The sequence below is a fragment of the Paenibacillus sp. OAE614 genome (assembly GCF_040546645.1).
Taxonomy (GTDB): Bacteria; Bacillota; Bacilli; order Paenibacillales; family Paenibacillaceae; genus Paenibacillus_AQ; species Paenibacillus_AQ favisporus.
This window is the reverse complement of sequence record NZ_JBEPOD010000001.1, coordinates 135,001-151,946: the sequence shown is the minus strand read 5'-3', so window position 1 is coordinate 151,946 and position 16,946 is coordinate 135,001. Positions and strand designations below refer to the sequence as shown.

The following is a 16,946-nucleotide window of genomic DNA, read 5'->3' as shown; positions in this document are numbered from 1 at the left end:
GCAGCAGCTTCTTTCTGCAAAACAACATAATGACAAGGCGGTGTATGGGATTGCGTATGGTATTCCGTTGGTTCGGCGAAGGCAATGACACGGTTTCGCTGGATCATATCAAACAAATTCCCGGTGTCGAAGGGATCGTGTGGGCGCTTCATGACGTCCCGGCCGGAGACGAATGGCCGATGGAGAAGATCATCGCTGTTCGGGATCAAGCTGCAGCACATAACCTTCATATTGACGTGGTGGAAAGCGTTAACGTCCACGAGGATATTAAGCTGGGCCTGCCGACCCGGGACAAGTATATTGACAATTACGTCAAAACGATCGAAAAGCTGGCGCAGGTCGGCGTGAAAGTGATTTGTTACAACTTTATGCCGGTGTTCGACTGGGCCCGGACGGAACTCTACAAGCGGCTGGAGGACGGCTCAACGGCACTCTTTTTTGAAAAATCCAAAATCCACGGCATTGACCCGTTCGACCTTGTGCAGACGATCAACCAGAACAGCTCCCTGACGATGCCCGGCTGGGAACCCGAACGTCTTGCGCATCTGACCTCCCTGTTTGAGGCCTATCGGAATGTGACTTCAGAAGACCTATGGGACCATCTCGCCTATTTCCTGGAGGCAGTCATTCCAACCGCGGAGCGCTGCGGCATTACGATGGCCATCCACCCGGACGATCCGCCATGGCCGATTTTCGGGCTGCCGCGCATTATTACCGGCCAGGACAGCCTGCGGCGTCTGCTCTCCCTTGTGGACAGCCCGTCCAATGGCATTACGCTGTGCAGCGGCTCCCTTGGGGCCAATCCGGAAAACGACATCATCGCCATGATCCATGAGTTTGCGGACCGGATACCTTTTGCCCATATCCGCAATGTACGCGTGTATGAGAACGGCGACTTTATCGAGACTTCGCACCGGACGCAGGACGGCACCGTCGATATCGCGGGCATCGTCAAGGCATATCACGACACCGGCTTTACCGGTTATGCCCGCCCGGACCACGGCAGACATTTATGGGGCGAGCAGTGCCGGCCGGGATACGGCCTGTATGACCGCGCCATGGGTATTATGTATCTCTGGGGGCTGTGGGACGCCTACCAGAAGCTTCAACCTACCGCAGAAAAGAGGGATACGCATGAAAGCATTGCCTAACCACCCTGCCCTGCATGGAAAAACAGCCGTTGTTACCGGCGGGTCCGGGGTTCTCTGCAGCGCGATGGCGCTGGAGCTGGGACGCCAAGGGGTAAAGGTTGCGATTTTGAACCGGACTGCGGAAAAAGGCGAAGCCGTTGCCCGTCAAATCCGCGAGGCGGGCGGTCAGGCGCTTGCCGTGGCCTGCGACGTGATGGAGCCCGGCAGCGTGCAGGCGGCGGAGCGCCAGGTCCGCGAGGCCTTCGGCCCGTGCGACATCCTGATTAACGGAGCGGGCGGAAATCATCCCAGTGCTAACACGACGGAAGAGATCTATAAGCCGGAGCACCTTGGACAGCCAGGGATCACGACGTTTTTTGATCTCAGCATCCAGGGATTCCAGAACGTGCTCGGCCTCAATATGATCGGCACCCTCATTCCGACCCAGGTCTTTGCCGGGCAGATGATTGGCCGTCCCGGCGCGGTTGTGCTGAACATATCCTCCATGAGCGCACCGAGTCCTATGACCAAGGTGCCCGCGTACAGCGCAGCCAAAGCCGCGATTAACAACTTTACTCAGTGGCTGGCGGTTCACCTTGCCGAATCGGGCATCCGGGTCAACGCCATTGCCCCCGGCTTTTTCCTGACGGAACAGAACCGGAAACTGCTGACGAACGAGGACGGGTCCCTGACCGAACGTTCCCATAAAATCATCAGCCACACGCCGATGCGCCGGTTCGGCGTTCCGGAAGATCTGCTGGGTACCCTGCTCTGGCTGGTGGACGACACCACCTCGGGCTTTGTCACCGGCACGGTGGTGCCCGTTGACGGCGGATTTATGGCCTATTCGGGCGTGTAACGAAACGCAAAAAAGGCAGCTCCGCATCGCACACCGATCGGAATTGCCTTTTATTTTTATATTCACAAACAGGCAGGTTCAAGCAAAATGCCGCTGCCGCATCGCCTCGAATAGCATCAGCGTCGAAGCCATCGCCACGTTGAGCGACTCGGCCTCCCCCCGCATCGGAATGATGAGCGCGTCATCCACCAGCTGCTGCGCCTGCTCCGACACCCCTTTGGCTTCGTTGCCGACGAGCAGCCAGCAGGAGCCCTGCCGGAAATCGTAGCTGTAGCACGTGTCCTGCGCCTGCAGGCTGGTGCTGATCACCCGCGCGCCGCTCCGCTTCGCCTCCGGCAGGATCTCCATCAAATCACCCTCCACCACGGGTAAATGGAACAGCGACCCCATGGTCGAGCGGATCGTCTTCGGATTGTACAGGTCAGCCGACCCGCGCCCCAGAATGACCCCGTCCGCTCCAGCCGCATCGGCACTGCGGATGATTGTCCCGACATTGCCGGGGTCCTGCACGCCGTCCAGGACGATGACCAGGCTGCCCTCCCGGCTCATCAGGGCGTCAAGCCCTGCCGCGGACTTGGGCTTCCGGGCAACGGCAAAGACCGGCTGCGGCGTTTTGGTATCCGTACACTTCGCGATTACCGCAGGCGATACGCCGATCCACTCCGCAGATTCCCCGCCGGCCAGGTGGGCAAGCTCGGACGGAATCCCCTGCTCCAGGTCAAACGCGACGCATTCCAGGTCTGCCCCGGCCGTCAGCGCCTCCTGCACGAGATGAATGCCCTCGATGATATATTTATGCTGCTTGTCCCGGTGCTTCTTCTCGAGCAGCTGCGCCCATTCCTTGACCCGGGGATTTTGCGGTGAAATGATGTCCATCCTTAACCGTCCTTCTCATGATTCATCTGTCAAACTGCTCCTCTGCCCCAGCATGAGGTTCTCCCGCGCTGAGGATCGGATCACTTCGGATAAGCCAGCTCCAGCTTGGTCAAATCGCTTTTCTCGCCGACGATAACGAGTACGTCGTCTTCGCTCAGCGGGGCATCGGCATACGGCGAAATATCCATCTTTGTACCGTGCTTGATCGCCATGACGTTGCAGCCGAAGCGGGCGCGAATGTCGAGCTCCCTCAAGTTTTTGCCGACCATGTCCTGCGAAGCCTTTAATTCCAAAATGCTGTAGTCTTCGGAAATCTCGATGTAATCCAAAATATTCGGCGAAGTGAGATGGTGGGCGACGCGCATGCCCATATCCCGCTCCGGAAAAATCACTTTATCGGCGCCGATCTTTTGCAAAACCTTGCCGTGCAGTTCATTTTGCGCCTTGACGATAATCGTTCCGACCCCAAGATCCTTCAGGATGAGCGTCGTCAAAATACTGGATTGGATGTCTTCGCCGATGGCGACAACCACCACGTCAAAATTGCGGATGCCCAGGGCACGAAGCGCCTCTTCATCCGTTGAATCCGCTGATACGGCATGCGTTACGATATTGGATACCGCCTGGGTGCGCTGTTCATCCGAATCGATGGCAAGCACGTCAAACCCCATCTCGCTCAGTGTGTTTGCAACACTGGAGCCAAAGCGCCCCATACCGATGACGGCGTACTGCTTTTTCGCCATATGTTAACCTCCACGACTATAAGAAGTCTATCCTGATTATTATATCACAGCAGGCGAAAAACTTGAATTTTGCCACCCGCCTCGGGGCACATTACTAAAGAATATCATTACAATTCAGACTGAGCCCTGGGAAGCAGAACTGCGTCCGCACGTTATATGGAAGCAGGCAGCTCTGATGTGAAGGGTTCAAACTTTTTAGCCTGGAGGGAAAACGATCATGTCAATTCTTCTCGACCTTCGCCAAGCTATTGTCCATAAGGTCCATGATTCCAATGAAGCCGAGCTTCGTGAAATGATTGAAGGATCCGTCGACGGTCCGGAGCAGGCGCTCCCCGGCTTGGGAGCGATCTTTGAGATGATGTGGAAAAATATCGACACGAAGCAGCAGAACGAGCTCGTCCATGTAGCTCATGAGCACCTCAAGACGATTAAGCCCGGTCCATTGACTTAACAAAGACGCCGGTGCTTTTACCGCAATGACAAATACCCCTCCGCTAGGAAACAGCTGAGGGGTATTTCCTATATTACAAAAAGCTTCAGCAGACTTAAGGAGCCGTCTCCAAAAACTTCGCGGTCGGATTTTTTTCCATCGCGGTCCGCATCGCATATTCATTTTCGAACAGCACGACATAGTTGCCCTTCTTATCCTTCACCAGCGTCGAGTTGATACGGAATTTGCTCGGATCGATCTGGTCGTCCACGATCCAGCGGGCGAACTGGTACGGCATCCGCTGCAGCTGCACATCCACGCCGTACTCGCCTTTCATCCGGTATTCGAATACTTCGAACTGCAGCTGGCCGACAACGCCGAGAATCGTATCGTCGAAGCTGACCGTATGGAACACCTGAATGGTCCCTTCCTCCGTCAGCTGGTCGATGCCCTTCTGGTACTGCTTGTGCTTCAGGGCGTTCTTGACCGTTACCTTGGAGAAAATCTCCGGCGAGAACGTCGGCAGCTCGTCAAAGACGATTTCGCTGCCTTGGCTCAGCGAGTCGCCGATCCGGAAAATGCCCGGGTCAAACAGCCCGATGATATCGCCAGGATACGCCTCATCAACGATGTCGCGGTCCTGTGCCAGGAACTGCTGCGGCTGCGACAGCTTGATGTCCTTGCCGACCCGCACATGCTTGACGGTCATGCCGCGCTGGAACTTGCCGGACACGATCCGCATGAAGGCGATGCGGTCCCGGTGCGCCGGGTTCATGTTCGCCTGGATTTTGAAAATGTATCCCGAGAACTTCTCGTTCGTCGGCTCGATCAACCCAGCCGTGCTGCGGCGCGGCTCCGGCGGCGGGGCCAGCTGCAGGAAGTTCTCCAGGAACGTCTGCACCCCGAAGTTGTTGATCGCACTGCCGAAGAACAGCGGCGTCAGTTCACCCTTTTGTACCTTTTCCAGGTCAAATTGGTCCCCCGCTACGTCCAGCAGCTCCAGGTCCTGGCACAGCTGATCGTGCAGGTAATCCCCCGCCATCTCACGGATAACCGGGTCGTTATAGTCCTCCACCTTCTGTACCTGAATGGTCGAGTGGTCGTTCCCCTGGAACAGCTCGACCTGATTCTTCATGCGGTCGTAGACACCGCACAGCTCGCGTCCGGTCCCGATCGGCCAGTTCATCGGCACAGAGCGGATGCCCAGCACCTGCTCCAGCTCCTCCATCAGGTCGAACGGACTCCGGCCTTCCCGGTCGAGCTTGTTAATAAACGTAAAAATCGGAATGCCCCGCTTCGCGCAAACCTGGAACAGCTTGATCGTCTGGGCCTCGACCCCTTTGGCCACGTCGATCAGCATGACGGCGCTGTCGGCAGCGGTCAGCGTACGGTACGTATCTTCACTGAAGTCCTGGTGACCCGGGGTGTCCAGAATGTTGACCCGGTGTCCGTTATAGTCGAACTGCATCACCGACGAAGTAACCGAGATCCCCCGCTGCTTCTCGATTTCCATCCAGTCACTGGTCGCGTGCTTGCTCGCTTTGCGCGCTTTGACCGTACCAGCCAGCCGGATCGCGCCGCCGAACAGGAGCAGCTTTTCCGTTAATGTCGTTTTACCTGCGTCCGGGTGGGAGATAATCGCGAACGTCCGGCGCTTCTCCACTTCCTGCTGCAGCGTATCATCTATCGCTTTGCTCATTTCACTATTCCCTTCATCACTAAAGTCATGTCTATTATTGTATCACATTCTCTACGCAAATCACCCCCATGCAGAGGCTGCATGAGGATGATTTCATTTCAGGCTATGTCTTTAGTGAAACATAAGGCAAGCACCGGCACAACGGTTTTATTTGCCAATCTGCCACACGACGTTGTCCTCTTCCTGGCCGTTCACCGGCCACCAGTGGAAGCCGTCCGCTTTCAGCAGTTCGTCCGTCTCCTTCGGTCCCCAGGACCCGGCAGGATAATAAGAGATATCGCCCTGATTTTGCGCCCAGGCTTCGGCGATTTTATCGACGAAGGACCAGGCCGACGCCACTTCATCCCAGCGGGTGAAATACGTCGATTCGCCGCGGGCTGCATCATGCAGCAGGCGCTCATACGCTTCAGGCGAGTTGATGCCGACCATGCAGCTTTGGCAGAAGTCCATCGCGAGCGGCTCGATTTCATTTTCGGAGCCCGGCTTCTTCGCGTTGATCTTTACATAGATGCCTTCCATCGGGTTCACACGGATGACCAGCAGGTTCGGTTCGAGCTTGTATTTTTTACCCAAATACACGTTGTTCGGCATGCTCTTGAATTCCACGACGATCTCCGTCGTTTTGACCGGGAGGCGTTTGCCTGTCCGGATATAGAACGGTACGCCCGCCCAGCGGAAATTATCCACGAACAGCCGTGCCGCAAAATACGTTTCCGTATTGGAATTCGGGTCGACCTTGTCCTCCTCACGATAGGCTGGCAGGTCCTTACCACGGGCAGAGCCCTTGATGTATTGGCCGCGAATGACGTTCTTCTTCACTTCTTCCGCTGTCTCGTAAGGCCGGAGCGAACGGAGCACCTTCACCTTCTCGTCGCGGATGTCCTCCGGCAGGAGGCGGCTTGGCGGCTCCATCGCGATCATCGTCAGCATCTGCAGCATATGGTTTTGTCCCATATCGCGGAGTGCGCCGGCATGGTCGTAGTACCCTCCGCGCTCTTCAACGCCGACGGTTTCGCTCAGCGTAATCTGCACGTTGGCAATATGCTTGTTGTTCCACAGCGGCTCGAAGAACGCGTTGGCGAACCGGATGACTTCGATATTCTGCACCATTTCCTTGCCCAGGTAGTGGTCGATCCGGTAAATCTCTTCTTCTTTAAAAACCTGGCGAATCTGTTCGTTCAGCTCTTCAGCCGATTTCAGATCGTAGCCGAACGGCTTCTCGATAACGAGGCGGTTCCAGCCTTCGGCATCCAGCATGCCGCCCTTTTGCAGGTTAAACGATACGCTGCCGAACAGCTCCGGCGCCAGGGCCAGGTAGAACAGGCGGTTGCCCGGAATGCCGAACTGCTTCTCCAGCTTCACCGTCTGTTCGTTTAGTTCACGGAATCCGTCGACGTTGTTGATATCGAGGGACTTATATTCAAAATGCTGCGCAAACGTCTTCCAATTGTCGTTGTCCTCTGCCTTGTAACGGCAAAATTCCTGAATCGACTGGAAGATGTCCTCACGGAACTCCTCCTGGGTACGCGGACGCCGCGCGACGCCGATGACCGCAAAATCCTCGGCTAATTTACCTTCACGGTACAAACTATAAATGGCAGGAAACAGTTTGCGTTTGGCCAAATCCCCGGTTGCCCCGAAAATAAAAAATACAGCACCAGGTGTTTTGAGTGCTTCAAGATTTTGATTTTCAGTCATGGCTCCTCATTCTTTCTATGTCGTATTTTGGTCTCTTCAAAATCCCGATTTTACACCATAATTTGGTGGCATAAAATGATTGATGTCATTTTAGCACATTCATCAGCATGATGCTATCCGTTTAACTTGGTGGTAAATCAAAAATTTCTTTCTGCGTGCCAGGCAGGTCTAATACTCAATCGTAATGACCGGAAGCCCGATCGTCACCCGGCTGCTGCCGGTCGATTGATCCTCATGAACCGCCACCTGCATGTTCAGAACCTTCCCTCCGCTTTGGATGCCGGACCGCAATGAAGGCACCTGGTAAGCGTTGCTGACCGTAGTCGCATCCTCGTAGGATTCCGCTTTTGTCGCAGCCATATTTCTGAAAATGCCATCTTCTACCGCTTTCATGGTCGACCCGGCAGGATGCTCCCCTTTAACCGTTCCCTGCAAAGAAGCATTCCATTCAGCATCGATGCCGTTTTCGCGCAAAGCCTGTCCGTATTCCGACTGGAGTTCGGTCAAGGCGCTCAGCTGCTCATCACCAGCCGCCTCCAGTTGAATAATAATATAACTGCGATCCTCTGAAATCTCCTGCCAGTTAAACCGCACGTTAACGCCATTTTTCGTATCCACGACCCGGTACGTCAAGTGACCGCCTTCCGTCAATTGCTGTACTCCCGGCAGATTCAGCGATTGGGACAGCCCCTCGGCCGCCTCGTACGCATCCTGATTACCGCTCGCTTCCCAGTCTCCCTGCCACTTCACAACCAGACGCTGCGGCACGTCTACCACTTCATTTCCCAGCTTCAAGAGGGTGCGCAATTCTTCCGGATCCTGATGGGACGGCGCCGACGTCTGATTCGCGCTGTACCACAAATATCCCATCCATACCAAAGCCGCTATGCATACCGCCAAACCTAAACCTGCCCATCTCCGGACTGCCATCATCCCTCATACATCCCTTCACCAGGAAATCTATCAATCTACTAAAAGGATGTCCGTTTCCAGGGCGATTATACCTAAAACCGTACGATAGGCGAAATTGGGTGTATGACCATAGCCGCGTCCATAGGCGGTGAATACACTGGTTAATAAAAATGATAAGGGAGGTTCGCACACTTCCATGATCCCTATTTACCCATTAACAGAGGAAAATATTCGGCGGCACTGCGGCAAAATGGTCGCCGCCTGTATGTATGACGGCAGAGTATATACCGGAAAGCTGACCGAGTGCAAAGACGGCCATATTATTCTGAACGGGCCGGAAGGCACCCAGCTGCACGGCGCCAAAGTAAAGGGCGGCCATAAAAAACGCGCAAAGGGGCCTGTAGCCAAAGCTCCGGAAAAAGCCACCGTCCGCGCCTTCTATCCTTATTATCCGTATGGCTATGGGTTTGGATATGGGGCTGGCCTGGCGCTAAGTCTGGCTACCCTCGGGCTGCTGTTTTTGATTTAGCGGTCTTCAAAACTTGCACATCATTATCTAAAAAAGCCCCTGGAAGCAATCCGCTCCTCGGGGCTTTTCATCTGCTATGGATTAATTTGTTTTGGATTCAACCCAACTATTCCGCCAGGCCGTTCTTATAAGCATAGATCGCGGCCTGCGTGCGGTCGTCTACGCCCAGTTTCGCCAGGATGTTCGTCACATGGAACTTGACCGTTTTGATTCCAATGATGAGGTCATCGGCGATTTCCTGGTTGGACTTGCCCTGCGCCAATAGGCGGAGCACATCCATTTCGCGGTCGGTCAACTCCTTGTGCGCTGGGGCCTCCACCTCCGGATGGCGGAACCGGTTCATCATCTTGGAGGCGACCTGCGATTCCAAGACCGATTGGCCGCGCGCCGCGGCGCGGATGGCATCGGCGATTTCGCTTGCGCGCGACGTCTTCAGCAGGTAGCTGAATGCGCCGGCCTCGATAACCGGGTACATTTTCTCGTCGTCCAAATAGCTTGTCAGCACGATTACCTTGCAGTCCGGGTACAGCTTCAGCAGCTGCCGCGTCGCCTCAATCCCGTCCATGCCCTCCATCACCAGGTCCATCAGGACGACGTCGGGTTTGTATTCCCGGGCAAGGCGGATGCCTTCCTCCCCGCTGCCTGCCTCGCCGACGACTTCGATGCCGTCCTCAGTCCCCAGCACGGCTGCCAGACCGATCCGCACCATCTCGTGGTCATCGACGAGCAGCACTTTAATCATGGGTGTTTCCATTTCCAAGATCCTCACTCCCTGCTTTATCTTCAGATACAATCGGTACGGTAATTTCGATTCGCGTACCCTTGCCGGGCGCCGTAATGATCTGGATCGATCCGCCGATTTCGTTGACGCGTTCCTGCATATTGGAAAGGCCGTAAGAGGCCTGTTTTGTCTCGTTTAGTTCAAAGCCCTGGCCGTCGTCACGCAGCATGACCCAGACCATGTCTTTCTTTTGGTGAATCCGGATTTCCATCTTATCCGCTTTGGCATGCCGGAGCGTGTTAGACATCGCCTCCTGGATGATGCGGAACAGATGGTTTTCGATTCCTTTTACCAGGTGGATGCCTTGGTCCATTTCAAACACGATTTCCATTGGGACCTTCACTTTGAGCTCTTTGATCAGCTCACCGAGGCCTTGCTCCAGCGGCTTGCCTTCCAGATAGACCGGCCGGAGATGCAGCAGCAGTGCTCTCATTTCCGATTGGGCCACGGCGGCCATTTCTTCGATGAGCGCCACCTGGCGCTGGGCCTTGTCAAAATCCTTCTCAAGCGTCCTCCCCACGGCCGTCGCCGTCATCGATATCGCAAACAGCTGCTGGGATACCGCATCATGCAGCTCCCGCGCCAGACGCTGGCGCTCCTCTACGATTGCCGATATCCGCGCCTGCTCGGCCAGCTGGGCATTGTTCGTGGACAAGCGCTGAAGGGAGTTGACCTGCTCCTCCCACTTTTTGCTGATGCGCCCAAGCTGCTCGCCAAGGCGCCCGACCTCGTCGCTGCCAAGCTCCGGCACGGAGCGGGCGACGTTCCCTTTTTCCCAGGAGAGCAGCGTTTCCCGCAGCCGTTCCAGCTTCATTTTTACCCGGTAGCTCTGATAGAACCCGAAGATAGCTCCCAGACCGATCGGAACCAGGATCAGCGTAGCACCGGCCTGCAGCGTTTTTTGCCAAGAATCAAACGGGGCCAAATAACCATATGTATAAAGTACGTAAAAAATGATCAGGAGCATAACAAAAGAAAGAAGGGCCCCCTCGCCCATGCTCCGGGAGACCATATTAGCCGGTTTTCTGGTTTTCATCAGGGAACCCTCCTTCTATGACAGATCAATATCAACATCTCCTACCAGGTAGGAAATATGGAATTTAACTTTATATTCGCTGGTCTCATAATTGGGTGACTTCCAGTTCAAACGGTTCATCAAACCGTTATCCCGGTGCCCTCTGAAATCGATCGCGCCAAACAGGACGAACACTTCAAGCTCCACCCCGTAATACTCCGGAATTTTGATGTCCGTATCCCCCATGATGCCTTGAAACATCATAACCGTACGGTGTTCCTCGGGGATCGCAAGCGACAAATCCAGATCGGCTTCGTTGATGACATGCCAGACGCTCTGGCTTCTCATAGCCCAAGGGACCTGGTCCCAATTGTAATGCCCCGAAAAGCCCTGCTTCTGCAGATACCCGTCCCGGTTTTGTACCTTCCTTGCCTTTACAAAAAACCATCCCAGGGAGATCAGCGCAATCCCCAGCACGATCAGCAAATGATCAATCAGCAGCAGGATGGCTCCGACCGCCACAAGACGGTAGCCTCTCTTCACTTTTCCGCCGCGAATCGTATAAATTCCCATAAGAATGAATAAGAGGGCGACGATGGTAAAAAAGCCGACCCACCTGCCGAAGAGCATGAGGAGGCCGATCCCGATGAGAATCAGCGCAATGAAGCGATTTCTTTTTTCCATGCCGCACCTCCTTATGATGTCTTGGTATATCGGAAAAGTAAGACCGGAAAAGCCATAGGGTTGTGACGGGCACACTCCTTATGGCTTCACCGGGATCCAGGAAGATGTGAATGAAGGTCTCGCGCCCTTATTCCATTCTTCCTAGCATATCATATTGTCCGCAGAATTGAATACTTATTCTTTATTCGATTTGGAAGGAGCGGCAGCCGGCGGGTTCAGCTTGCTTTTCAGCGCGCTGAGCTGTTCTTCCACCTTCAGCTGCTTCTCCGCATCGACCGGGCTGGTGAAAGCGGATGTTTCCGGACGGTAAGGGGCACGCATCACATCGGCTTCAGCTTCCAATTGCATGATCTTTTCTTCCATGCGGTGGAATCCGAGGGACGCGCTGCCGCTTTCGATCGTATGCAGGCTGCTGATTTGAGACATTTGCTTTTTGGCTTTCGCCATTTGCGCACGGGCTACGAGCTCATTGCGCTTGTTGCGCATTTTGTAGAACTCGTCTTTCATGTCATGGAGCTGCTGTACCAGTTCTTTAGCTTGCGCCTCGGATTGAGCATGCAGTTCTTGGTACTCGGACAGTTTTTGGTCAAAATAAATCTTTTCCTCGAGCAGCTTGCGCGCTACTTCTTCCTGGCCGTTACGCAGTGCCAGTTCAGCTTGAGCCTCACGTTGGCCGGCCATCTTCACGGCTTCTTCCACGCGCTGCTTCATGCGGCGTTCATTGGCCATTTGCTTCGCTACTGTAACTTCCGCGTCATGGATTTCTGCCTCCATATCGCGCAGATACTGGTTCAGCATAATTACCGGGTCTTCAACTTTATCCAATACCTCGTTCACCGATGCTTTCGTCATATCCTTAATTCTTTTAAATACTCCCATGTTTTACACTTCTCCCTTCTCGTACTTAGATAATTTTTTTTTCAATTCCTCAAGCTCTTTCTTCATGGCTTTCTTCTCGATATCTTCCATCATGGCGTCCAGGTCGGATGCGGACGAGCTGTATCCGCCCGGTCTGCCTCCGCCGTAAGGCGAACCGTTGTATTTGGCTCTAGGGTCAAAAGATTGGGCACCATAAGCGCCGTTGCCTTGCTGACCGTTGCCGTAGTAGCTGCCGGAGCCCATACTATTGCCGTAGTATCCGCCCCCAGCTGCCCCCGGCCCCGGTCCATATGGATTAAAAGGTGTCGTTGGTTCTTTTGGGATGACCAAAGCCGCGATAAAGTAGATGAACAGCGTGGTCCCGCCGGTAAATGGGATACTGATCAAGAACAGGATCCGTAGCAGCGTAGAATCGATGCCAAAGGTATCGGACAGACCGCCGCATAAACCGGTGACCATTTTATCGCGGGTTGATCGGTATAGCTTGCTCATGACGTTACTCCTTTCCGCTGTTGTTCAGCTTTTCCTTCAGACGGGCCAGCTCCCTTTCCAACACGCTGGATACCGTTCCGCTGGCTTGCTCGAAAAGTTCCTGACCGCCGCGGCGCAGGTCGCGCAGACTACGTGCTTCAAACTCCCAATCGGAAATGCGGTCTTCCAGACGGTTGAACATCTTGGGAACATCCTGTCCGCCAAAACCTTCCATACGCTGATTCATCCGCTGCTGAAGTCTGAGGGTTTCCATCCGTGCCGCGTAGTATTGACGTTTGCTATACACGGTTTGGTACTCCAATTTCAGGTCGTTCAGCTGATTTTCCAGCTCGGTGAGCGACTGGCGGGTTGTATCCAGCAGTCCTCCGTATTGCTCGAGCTTTTCTTCATAGATGATTTTTTCCTGCAGCGCGAGCTTGGCTAAATGATCCTCGCCGGCCTTGAGAGCCAGCAGCGCCTGCTCCTCACGCTTTTCCTTCATATTGGATGCCTGATCCACTTGCTGCTTCAGCTGTCTTACATGAGCTGAGTACTGCTGAACGAGCTTCTCGGCTTCCATAATATCGTCACGCGTTGATGCCAAAAACTGATCGATCAACCGTACCGGGTCCTGACTTTGTTCCAAACGTTCATTTAATGTCGCTACGGTGATATCCCGTACCCTGCGAAATACGCTCATCTGTTTTTGCTCCCTCCTTATAAGCTGTGATCGCCTATTCGTTTGATTGTATTTATTGAAGGTAATTCTTTGTTACCGTTACATCCACTTCGACGACTTCTTACCTTTCAGCAGCATAATCCCGAACACTACCAGGGCAATTCCCAGCAGCGGTCCGATGATCCAGGACAGCTTCGCCAGAAGTCCCATGACACCGAATGCGAGGATAATCGTACCGATGACCACCTTACCTCTGCGAATTCCATAATAGCCGAGCACGATCATCAGGATCGGGAAGATCAATCCGATCAGCCTGCCGAATAATGGAGCGAATACTCCCAGGAGCATCAGTGCTCCGATTGCGATCAATACGATCGCCCAACCAGAAGTTTTATTTGTTCTCATGCATTGTCACCGCCTTTCGTTTGTATCAACCTTATGACTCTATTTTAGGTTCAATCCGGGTTTTCCAAAACGGACCCCAGACGGTTTTTAATCCTAGACCTAAGTCGGGGGAAGGCTCGGACCTTAGACGAAGCAAGCTTTTTTTGCATGTAATTCGGCAGCCACATCCTCCACTGACAGCTCCATTAGCCCGTTTATAGGGCATGATCGACACGCTATGGGAACTTCAATGAGCAGTTTACTTATACAATGCTTAGATAGGGAATCGTTGGAGGCTTTGAGCAAGGGATTTAGCACTTAGCTAAAGAAACATAGAGCCTGTTTAACCCGGGTAAAGCAAGCTGGAATGGTTTATCAACTTTAAACAAGGATGGGGAAAACGTTCAAAGGGAGTAATGGTAGAACGAACGGATTGATCAGAGGATCTTTTTCAAGCCTGTTGTACACCCTGTTACTCCCATCTTACGAGGACACGTCATATAAAGAGAACTTCGATGCGGATAGGACCTACATAAAACAACATGATACGAATTAAATGCCATACAGTCATACAAATAAACGCAATATGAATTAAAATGGCTGCCTTTCTGCGGGATATCATCAGGTGGCTGATTGGAAGGAGAAGTGCAATATAGCGGGATGAGAGATTAACGAACGACAAACGATGGCTCGGTGTACAATGTTAGTCTATACAAGAAAAAGCCTTGGAAAGATATCCAAGACTTTTTCTCTATGATGCCGGTGAAGGGACTCGAACCCCCACGGTTTCCCTCACGATTTTGAGTCGCGCGCGTCTGCCAATTCCGCCACACCGGCATATTCAGTTAAAAAAAATGGCGCGCCCTAAGAGATTCGAACTCCTGACCTTTTGATTCGTAGTCAAACGCTCTATCCAGCTGAGCTAAGGGCGCATATGAAGTTAATGGAGGCGCCACCCAGATTCGAACTGGGGATAAAGCTTTTGCAGAGCTGTGCCTTACCACTTGGCTATGGCGCCGAAATCAAATGGAGCGGACGACGGGAATCGAACCCGCGACCCTCGCCTTGGCAAGGCGATGCTCTACCGCTGAGCCACGTCCGCTTAAACTGGCTGGGGATATAGGATTCGAACCTATGCATGACGGAGTCAAAGTCCGTTGCCTTACCGCTTGGCTAATCCCCAACAAGATTGTCATTATAAGTTATGGGGCGATCGATGGGACTTGAACCCACGAATGCCGGAGCCACAATCCGGTGCGTTAACCCCTTCGCCACGACCGCCATAATAAAAGATATGAAGCTGTATTTCGAATGGCAGGGGCAGCAGGAATTGAACCCACACTAACGGTTTTGGAGACCGCTGTTCTACCTTTAAACTATGCCCCTATAATAAAACTGGTGGAGGCTGATGGATTCGAACCACCGAACTCGTACGAGAACAGATTTACAGTCTGCTGCGTTTGGCCACTTCGCTAAGCCTCCATATGGTGCCGGCGAGAGGACTTGAACCCCCAACCTACTGATTACAAGTCAGTTGCTCTACCAATTGAGCTACACCGGCTTTTATGCTTGTTATTAAATTCATGGTGGCTCGGGACGGAATCGAACCGCCGACACGAGGATTTTCAGTCCTCTGCTCTACCGACTGAGCTACCGAGCCTAATTTTGTTTCTATTAAGAGCATTATTGCAACAAACTAAACTCTCAAGAAAATAAATGGCGGAACCGACGGGATTCGAACCCGCGATCTCCTGCGTGACAGGCAGGCATGTTAGGCCTCTACACCACGGTTCCACGGCCAATTATGTATCTCCATATGTAAGGAGATAAATTGCGGGGGCAGGATTTGAACCTGCGACCTTCGGGTTATGAGCCCGACGAGCTACCGGACTGCTCCACCCCGCGTCATTAAAAAATATTTATTTTCTTTAAAGTATACATGGTGGAGGCTGAGGGGATCGAACCCCCGACCCTCTGCTTGTAAGGCAGATGCTCTCCCAGCTGAGCTAAGCCTCCATAAGAAACACTTTTAATATCTTAGCAGATAAACCACTAAAAAGGCAAGTATTTTTTCTTTGGGATTCTCATCCCTGATGCTATTAAAGAAAGTGACCCGTATGGGATACTCTCACTTCGTTCGAGACTGCGATGCAGATGCTAACGAAGTAATGCTCCGACGAACCCTTTTTTGGATTCTCATCCCTGATGCTATTAAAGAAAGTGACCCGTATGGGATTCGAACCCATGTTACCTCCGTGAAAGGGAGGTGTCTTAACCCCTTGACCAACGGGCCAAACTATAATGGCGGAGAGAGAGGGATTCGAACCCTCGAGACGCTTTTGGCGCCTACACGATTTCCAATCGTGCTCCTTCGGCCAACTCGGACACCTCTCCATAATGGCTCCCCGAACAGGACTCGAACCTGTGACAACTCGATTAACAGTCGAGTGCTCTACCAACTGAGCTATCAGGGAACAATATTTAATTCAAGTGTTTGATCACCTGAAAACTAGATACGAAACGAATCTGCGAATTAATATTTTGGATAAGCCCTCGACCGATTAGTATTGGTCAGCTCCATGCATTGCTGCACTTCCACCTCCAACCTATCTACCTCGTCGTCTACAAGGGGTCTTACGAATTGGGAAATCTCATCTTGAGGGGGGCTTCACGCTTAGATGCTTTCAGCGCTTATCCCGTCCGTACGTAGCTACCCAGCCATGCTCCTGGCGGAACAACTGGTGCACCAGCGGTACGTCCATCCCGGTCCTCTCGTACTAAGGACAGCTCCTCTCAAATTTCCTACGCCCACGACAGATAGGGACCGAACTGTCTCACGACGTTCTGAACCCAGCTCGCGTACCGCTTTAATGGGCGAACAGCCCAACCCTTGGGACCTACTTCAGCCCCAGGATGCGATGAGCCGACATCGAGGTGCCAAACCTCCCCGTCGATGTGGACTCTTGGGGGAGATAAGCCTGTTATCCCCAGGGTAGCTTTTATCCGTTGAGCGATGGCCCTTCCATGCGGTACCACCGGATCACTAAGCCCGACTTTCGTCCCTGCTCGACTTGTAGGTCTCGCAGTCAAGCTCCCTTCTGCCTTTGCACTCTTCGAATGATTTCCAACCATTCTGAGGGAACCTTGGGGCGCCTCCGTTACTCTTTAGGAGGCGAC

Annotated in this window: 16 protein-coding genes, 16 tRNA genes and 1 rRNA gene (1 of these 33 running past the window's edge); 4 read left to right on the top strand and 29 right to left on the bottom strand. The window is 53.3% G+C overall.

What is annotated here, in order from left to right; translation table 11 throughout:
• Positions 1-50: 50 nt before the first annotated feature.
• Positions 51-1,151 carry a mannonate dehydratase gene (gene uxuA / locus ABIE48_RS00810; protein WP_192716606.1) on the top strand — a complete coding sequence of 367 codons (1,101 nt, stop codon included), beginning with the start codon at positions 51-53 and terminating at the stop codon, positions 1,149-1,151.
• Entirely contained in the window at positions 1,135-1,989 is an 855-nt protein-coding gene (locus ABIE48_RS00805) for an SDR family oxidoreductase (protein WP_089549876.1), read from the top strand. Before uxuA ends, ABIE48_RS00805 begins: the two co-directional genes overlap by 17 nt.
• Positions 1,990-2,067: 78 nt before the next feature.
• Here the strand turns inward: ABIE48_RS00805 and ABIE48_RS00800 are convergent, their stop codons facing one another.
• The gene (locus tag ABIE48_RS00800) at positions 2,068-2,865 is read right to left on the bottom strand and encodes a TrmH family RNA methyltransferase (RefSeq protein ID WP_192716219.1); all 798 of its coding nucleotides are present in this window, start codon (positions 2,863-2,865) and stop codon (positions 2,068-2,070) included.
• A gap of 80 nt (positions 2,866-2,945) precedes the next feature.
• Positions 2,946-3,608: a potassium channel family protein gene (locus tag ABIE48_RS00795; protein ID WP_145026270.1), complete on the bottom strand. Its 663-nt coding sequence runs from the start codon at positions 3,606-3,608 to the stop codon at positions 2,946-2,948.
• Positions 3,609-3,825: 217 nt separating this feature from the next.
• On the opposite strand from ABIE48_RS00795, the gene ABIE48_RS00790 reads away from it, so the two are divergent.
• Positions 3,826-4,059, top strand: coding sequence for a small acid-soluble spore protein SspI (locus tag ABIE48_RS00790; RefSeq protein ID WP_076175171.1), 234 nt, complete (start codon positions 3,826-3,828; stop codon positions 4,057-4,059).
• Between the two features lie 94 nt (positions 4,060-4,153).
• Here the strand turns inward: ABIE48_RS00790 and ABIE48_RS00785 are convergent, their stop codons facing one another.
• The 3 genes from ABIE48_RS00785 to ABIE48_RS00775 form a co-directional block, all read right to left on the bottom strand.
• The gene (locus ABIE48_RS00785; RefSeq protein ID WP_145026272.1) at positions 4,154-5,737 is read right to left on the bottom strand and encodes a peptide chain release factor 3; all 1,584 of its coding nucleotides are present in this window, start codon (positions 5,735-5,737) and stop codon (positions 4,154-4,156) included.
• A gap of 147 nt (positions 5,738-5,884) precedes the next feature.
• Complete coding sequence (gene zwf / locus ABIE48_RS00780; protein WP_076175175.1) at positions 5,885-7,435, bottom strand: glucose-6-phosphate dehydrogenase; 1,551 nt, start codon at positions 7,433-7,435, stop codon at positions 5,885-5,887.
• A gap of 168 nt (positions 7,436-7,603) precedes the next feature.
• On the bottom strand, positions 7,604-8,368 hold the full coding sequence (locus ABIE48_RS00775) for a YwmB family TATA-box binding protein (RefSeq protein WP_354518112.1): 765 nt from the start codon (positions 8,366-8,368) through the stop codon (positions 7,604-7,606).
• Positions 8,369-8,543: 175 nt separating this feature from the next.
• On the opposite strand from ABIE48_RS00775, the gene ABIE48_RS00770 reads away from it, so the two are divergent.
• A complete protein-coding gene (locus tag ABIE48_RS00770) occupies positions 8,544-8,876 on the top strand; it encodes a hypothetical protein (protein WP_192716217.1) in 333 nt (110 codons plus the stop codon).
• A 106-nt stretch (positions 8,877-8,982) separates the two neighbouring features.
• On the opposite strand, the gene ABIE48_RS00765 is transcribed toward ABIE48_RS00770, so the two are convergent.
• The 24 genes from ABIE48_RS00765 to ABIE48_RS00650 form a co-directional block, all read right to left on the bottom strand.
• Positions 8,983-9,630: a response regulator transcription factor gene (locus tag ABIE48_RS00765; RefSeq protein ID WP_076175243.1), complete on the bottom strand. Its 648-nt coding sequence runs from the start codon at positions 9,628-9,630 to the stop codon at positions 8,983-8,985.
• Positions 9,611-10,693 (bottom strand): sensor histidine kinase, encoded by a 1,083-nt coding sequence (locus tag ABIE48_RS00760; RefSeq protein WP_145026280.1) that lies wholly within the window; start codon positions 10,691-10,693, stop codon positions 9,611-9,613. The genes ABIE48_RS00765 and ABIE48_RS00760 overlap by 20 nt, the downstream gene beginning before the upstream one ends.
• 15 nt (positions 10,694-10,708) lie before the next feature.
• The gene (gene liaF, locus ABIE48_RS00755) at positions 10,709-11,356 is read right to left on the bottom strand and encodes a cell wall-active antibiotics response protein LiaF (RefSeq protein WP_076175183.1); all 648 of its coding nucleotides are present in this window, start codon (positions 11,354-11,356) and stop codon (positions 10,709-10,711) included.
• A 174-nt stretch (positions 11,357-11,530) separates the two neighbouring features.
• Positions 11,531-12,235 (bottom strand): PspA/IM30 family protein, encoded by a 705-nt coding sequence (locus tag ABIE48_RS00750; RefSeq protein WP_192716216.1) that lies wholly within the window; start codon positions 12,233-12,235, stop codon positions 11,531-11,533.
• Between the two features lie 3 nt (positions 12,236-12,238).
• Positions 12,239-12,727, bottom strand: coding sequence for a PspC domain-containing protein (locus tag ABIE48_RS00745; RefSeq protein ID WP_089549872.1), 489 nt, complete (start codon positions 12,725-12,727; stop codon positions 12,239-12,241).
• A 4-nt stretch (positions 12,728-12,731) separates the two neighbouring features.
• Positions 12,732-13,406, bottom strand: a complete 675-nt coding sequence (locus tag ABIE48_RS00740; RefSeq protein WP_076175189.1) for a PspA/IM30 family protein — start codon at positions 13,404-13,406, stop codon at positions 12,732-12,734.
• A gap of 78 nt (positions 13,407-13,484) precedes the next feature.
• Positions 13,485-13,790, bottom strand: coding sequence for a LiaF transmembrane domain-containing protein (locus ABIE48_RS00735; protein ID WP_076175192.1), 306 nt, complete (start codon positions 13,788-13,790; stop codon positions 13,485-13,487).
• Positions 13,791-14,526: 736 nt separating this feature from the next.
• Positions 14,527-14,606, bottom strand: a tRNA-Leu gene (locus ABIE48_RS00730).
• Between the two features lie 18 nt (positions 14,607-14,624).
• Positions 14,625-14,701, bottom strand: a tRNA-Arg gene (locus tag ABIE48_RS00725).
• Positions 14,702-14,713: 12 nt separating this feature from the next.
• A tRNA-Cys gene (locus tag ABIE48_RS00720) sits at positions 14,714-14,787 on the bottom strand.
• Positions 14,788-14,796: 9 nt separating this feature from the next.
• Positions 14,797-14,871, bottom strand: a tRNA-Gly gene (locus ABIE48_RS00715).
• Between the two features lie 6 nt (positions 14,872-14,877).
• A tRNA-Gln gene (locus ABIE48_RS00710) sits at positions 14,878-14,952 on the bottom strand.
• A gap of 22 nt (positions 14,953-14,974) precedes the next feature.
• Positions 14,975-15,050: transfer RNA gene (locus tag ABIE48_RS00705), tRNA-His, on the bottom strand.
• Between the two features lie 31 nt (positions 15,051-15,081).
• A tRNA-Trp gene (locus ABIE48_RS00700) sits at positions 15,082-15,155 on the bottom strand.
• A 10-nt stretch (positions 15,156-15,165) separates the two neighbouring features.
• Positions 15,166-15,251: transfer RNA gene (locus tag ABIE48_RS00695), tRNA-Tyr, on the bottom strand.
• 3 nt (positions 15,252-15,254) lie between these two features.
• Positions 15,255-15,330 (bottom strand) — tRNA-Thr (locus tag ABIE48_RS00690).
• A gap of 23 nt (positions 15,331-15,353) precedes the next feature.
• Positions 15,354-15,429: transfer RNA gene (locus tag ABIE48_RS00685), tRNA-Phe, on the bottom strand.
• A 57-nt stretch (positions 15,430-15,486) separates the two neighbouring features.
• Positions 15,487-15,563 (bottom strand) — tRNA-Asp (locus tag ABIE48_RS00680).
• 37 nt (positions 15,564-15,600) lie between these two features.
• Positions 15,601-15,674 (bottom strand) — tRNA-Met (locus ABIE48_RS00675).
• A gap of 35 nt (positions 15,675-15,709) precedes the next feature.
• Positions 15,710-15,785 (bottom strand) — tRNA-Val (locus tag ABIE48_RS00670).
• A 205-nt stretch (positions 15,786-15,990) separates the two neighbouring features.
• Positions 15,991-16,062, bottom strand: a tRNA-Glu gene (locus ABIE48_RS00665).
• A 9-nt stretch (positions 16,063-16,071) separates the two neighbouring features.
• Positions 16,072-16,163, bottom strand: a tRNA-Ser gene (locus ABIE48_RS00660).
• Between the two features lie 4 nt (positions 16,164-16,167).
• Positions 16,168-16,243: transfer RNA gene (locus ABIE48_RS00655), tRNA-Asn, on the bottom strand.
• A gap of 67 nt (positions 16,244-16,310) precedes the next feature.
• Positions 16,311-16,946, bottom strand: a 23S ribosomal RNA gene (locus tag ABIE48_RS00650) (it continues 2,293 nt past the right edge of the window).